This window comes from Microcystis sp. M113S1, from assembly GCF_020246945.1.
Taxonomy (GTDB): Bacteria; Cyanobacteriota; Cyanobacteriia; order Cyanobacteriales; family Microcystaceae; genus Microcystis.
The window spans coordinates 1-3,217 of sequence record NZ_JADBSA010000215.1 but is presented as its reverse complement, the minus strand read 5'-3'; the positions used below and the strand labels follow the sequence as shown (position 1 = coordinate 3,217).

Annotated in this window: 6 protein-coding genes; 3 read left to right on the top strand and 3 right to left on the bottom strand. The window is 42.7% G+C overall.

The annotated features are described in order from the left end of the window. Both IM319_RS10945 and IM319_RS10940 read left to right on the top strand, forming a co-directional pair. On the top strand, positions 1-162 hold a 162-nt coding region (locus IM319_RS10945; protein WP_287684031.1), incomplete at its 5' end, for a bluetail domain-containing putative surface protein. Between the two features lie 186 nt (positions 163-348). Further along, positions 349-672, top strand: coding sequence for a HesB/IscA family protein (locus IM319_RS10940; protein WP_287735602.1), 324 nt, complete (start codon positions 349-351; stop codon positions 670-672). Here IM319_RS10940 and mraY read toward each other — a convergent pair whose 3' ends face one another. From mraY to mutT, 3 genes are read right to left on the bottom strand one after another with little or no spacing between them, the layout of a single operon-like run. Further along, a complete protein-coding gene (gene mraY, locus IM319_RS10935) occupies positions 673-1,740 on the bottom strand; it encodes a phospho-N-acetylmuramoyl-pentapeptide-transferase (RefSeq protein ID WP_287735601.1) in 1,068 nt (355 codons plus the stop codon). 45 nt (positions 1,741-1,785) lie between these two features. Beyond that, positions 1,786-2,049, bottom strand: a complete 264-nt coding sequence (locus tag IM319_RS10930) for a DUF3134 domain-containing protein (protein ID WP_002766063.1) — start codon at positions 2,047-2,049, stop codon at positions 1,786-1,788. Continuing rightward, positions 2,046-2,468 (bottom strand): 8-oxo-dGTP diphosphatase MutT, encoded by a 423-nt coding sequence (mutT, locus tag IM319_RS10925; RefSeq protein ID WP_287735600.1) that lies wholly within the window; start codon positions 2,466-2,468, stop codon positions 2,046-2,048. The genes IM319_RS10930 and mutT overlap by 4 nt, the downstream gene beginning before the upstream one ends. 103 nt (positions 2,469-2,571) lie before the next feature. Here mutT and IM319_RS10920 point away from each other — a divergent pair, with 103 nt between their 5' ends. Beyond that, positions 2,572-2,895 (top strand): 30S ribosomal protein PSRP-3, encoded by a 324-nt coding sequence (locus IM319_RS10920; RefSeq protein WP_002760450.1) that lies wholly within the window; start codon positions 2,572-2,574, stop codon positions 2,893-2,895. Positions 2,896-3,217: the final 322 nt, after the last annotated feature.

Sequence of the window (3,217 nt, the reverse complement as noted above, 5' to 3'; positions counted from 1 at the left end):
TTAGTGCAGGTAACAACCGGTGCGATAGCTGGAACTTACCTCGTTATTAATGATAGCACGGCTGGCTTCCAATCCAGCAATGATTTATTAGTAAATATCACTGGATTTACTGGCACTTTACCTGCTTTAGGAAGCATTCCGGTGGGTAATTTCTTTGTTTAAGTGTCTAAGCTCTCCTTCTAAGTCACCTAGAAAACGGGTTTCTCGGAGAAACCCGTTTTCTCTGTTAAAAATTGTCAGCTACTCCCGCCATTTATTAGTCACATATTTCTTAACATAAAGTTGGACAACAACTATGGTATAACTTCACAATAACTTGATATTATTATTACAATAGTCTCAAAAACAATGATCGAATTAAGTCCCGCCGCCGCTAGAGAAATTGAACGTTGGAGTCAAAGCCGTCGCCTGGGGGGTTCCTATCTGCGTTTGGCCGTAAAAAACGGTGGTTGTTCGGGACTTCACTACCATCTCGAATTAACCGATATTGCGGCAGAAAACGATCGCTTTTATCAAAGTCAGGGTATTAATATTTTAGTCGATCCTGAGAGCGATCGCTACCTACAAATTTTTAAATTAGACTATTCAGAAGATCTCATGGGTGGTGGTTTCCGTTTTACCAATACCAACGCCCAAAATACCTGTGGTTGTGGTCTTTCCTTTAGTGCCTAATTAACTACTCCAAATAGCCAAGACAACTAAAAGCGCATTAACCAGATAAAATGCTCCCACAATCCGGGTTTCCGTCCAACCACTTAATTCTAAATGATGATGAAAAGGAGCCATTTTTAATAATCTTTTGCCCTTGCCATCGGGTCCTTTTGTAGCTTTATAATAACTAACCTGAGCGATTACCGAAAGAGATTCCAGAAAGAACAGACCACTAATTAAAAATAATCCCCAGAGATGTCCGGCAATTAAACCCACCGCAGCTAAAGCGCCTCCCAAAGCGAGGGAACCCGTATCACCCATGAACACTTTAGCGGGGTTGCGGTTATGAAAAATGAAGCCTAGACAAGCACCACTAAAACAAGCGCAGAAAATCGCTAAATCCGGATGACTAGGAGCGATAATAATACCTAAACCCAAAAAAGCGATCGCAGCTGTTCCCCCCGCTAATCCATCCACCCCATCGGTGAGATTAGTGGCGTTACTTTCAGCCACAAGGACAAATCCCGCCAAAATCCAGAAGAAAAAGCCCAAAGGAATCACTAATCGACCCCAAAGGGTGATATCGGTACTCACCTGATTGACCAACATCCAGAGGCAAAAAAGCGCCGCCCCCGTTATCTGTAAAATTAACTTCATCTGGGGAGATAGGCCTTTATTCGACTTATAACGCAGAATTTGCCAATCGTCTAACCAACCGATACCCATGTAAGCAAAAGTCAGCAAAGCAACCGCCACCACATTAGGAGTGAATTTAGACCAGATTAAAGCGAAAATAAGGGCTACTGGCACAAAAAAGCTGCCTCCCATTGTCGGGGTTCCTGCTTTCTTTAAATGAGCCTGTGGTCCATCTTCGCGCATAATCTGACCCATTTTCAAGCGCCGCAGCATCGGCACTACCCAGCAACCAAGACCACCACTGATTAATGTCGTGGCCATCAGGGGGGGTAACAGGGAATTAGTGGACTGAAAAAAAACTACTAACAGAAATAGTAATCCCGTTAGTAGAATCAGGAGATGGGTTCCAGTGGGTTTTTTAAGAATGGAAGCGGAAAAAAAGTTAGCGTTCACGACTAAAGCGCCAGATAAGGGGAAAATTTGCCAAAGAAGACGGGATTAATCTTCATCTAAGACTAATTCATCCTCGTCGTCATCATAACCGATATCATCGACATCCATGAGTTCAGATAGTTCCACATCTTCTTCGAGAGTGAGATCTGGTTCCGCGACTTTATCCCGGGGAATCATGCGATTATTTTTTTCTAACCACTCAACAATGGAAGCGTCTTTTTTTAGGGGAATAACCGCGGCCGGTTCGTAGCGGGGTTCTTGACGAATAGAAGGATTAAGCATAATCACTCGACGATTAACAGCAATCATTTCGAGTTTACCATGTCTTTTAAGGCTCTGATAATCTCTTGATTGGCCGCGGGGAAAGTGTAATTATCTAGTTCCTGGATAGTTACCCAGCGGATTTCTTCACATTCGATCGCCCGCGCTTCGCCGCTGAGATAACGACAGTTATATACTTGTAGATTAACCCGAAAATGACTATAGGTGTGATCGATGGTGATTAAATGACTATCCACTGCGATTTCAATGCCAATTTCTTCTAATACCTCCCGTTTAATACATTCCTGTACCGTTTCATTGCCTTCGATTTTGCCACCGGGGAATTCCCAAAAACCGCCCAAGAGTCCCTTGGCTAGACGGCGATCGATTAAAATTAAATCTCGATCATCTCTAATTACGGCCACACCGATTTGTTTAGAAGCTAAAGAGTCTGTTTCGGGAAACATAGTGGTTATTGGCGCAAAAACAGCAAAAAATAGTTAAAAATTGACTGCGGAAAATTGAGTCAAAAGATGATATAATCGAGAATTGTACGATTAACGATTAACAATGACAGTCAGTTCCGAATCAAAGTTTATTTTAAAAGTATTGTGGTTAGATCAGAACGTAGCGATCGCTGTAGATCAGGTGGTCGGCAAAGGAACTAGCCCCCTCACCGCTTATTTTTTCTGGCCGCGCAATGATGCTTGGCAGCAACTGCAAGAGGAGTTAGAAGCAAAACACTGGATTGATGAGTCCGATCGCGTTGATGTTCTCAACAAAGCCACAGAAGTAATTAATTTTTGGCAAGAGTTACGCAATCAAGGCCGACAAATCCCCATGGCCGATGCACAGTTAAAATTCCCCGAAGTTGTTTTTAGTGGTAGTAATTAATTTATAGCAGTTATCTTAATGGGGAGCGACAAAATCTCCAGTTTTAGGCAACGGAAAACAGGAAACGTTTTCAGTGATCACCGATCAGGAGGAGAACAGCGACTTCTCAATAAGTAGGGAGGCACAATTATTTGTAGGATGGGTTAGCGCACTTCGTAACATAATCGGGCGTTGGGTTTCATGCTTCAACCCAACCTACGTTCATCTTATATTTAATTCCACCCACCTACTTAGGGTTTGCTGAATAAATCTAAAAACCTTATCCAACAAGGTTTTTAGACTTTTTTTCCCTCAAAAAGTGCCGACCCTTGGAGTGATTGGG

Coding starts and splice junctions, on each gene's coding strand:
- IM319_RS10940 (WP_287735602.1), top strand. CDS start 349: ATGATCGAATTAAGTCCCGCCGCCGCTAGAGAAATTGAACGTTGGAGT.
- IM319_RS10930 (WP_002766063.1), bottom strand. CDS start 2,049: ATGATTGCTGTTAATCGTCGAGTGATTATGCTTAATCCTTCTATTCGT.
- mutT (WP_287735600.1), bottom strand. CDS start 2,468: ATGTTTCCCGAAACAGACTCTTTAGCTTCTAAACAAATCGGTGTGGCC.
- IM319_RS10920 (WP_002760450.1), top strand. CDS start 2,572: ATGACAGTCAGTTCCGAATCAAAGTTTATTTTAAAAGTATTGTGGTTA.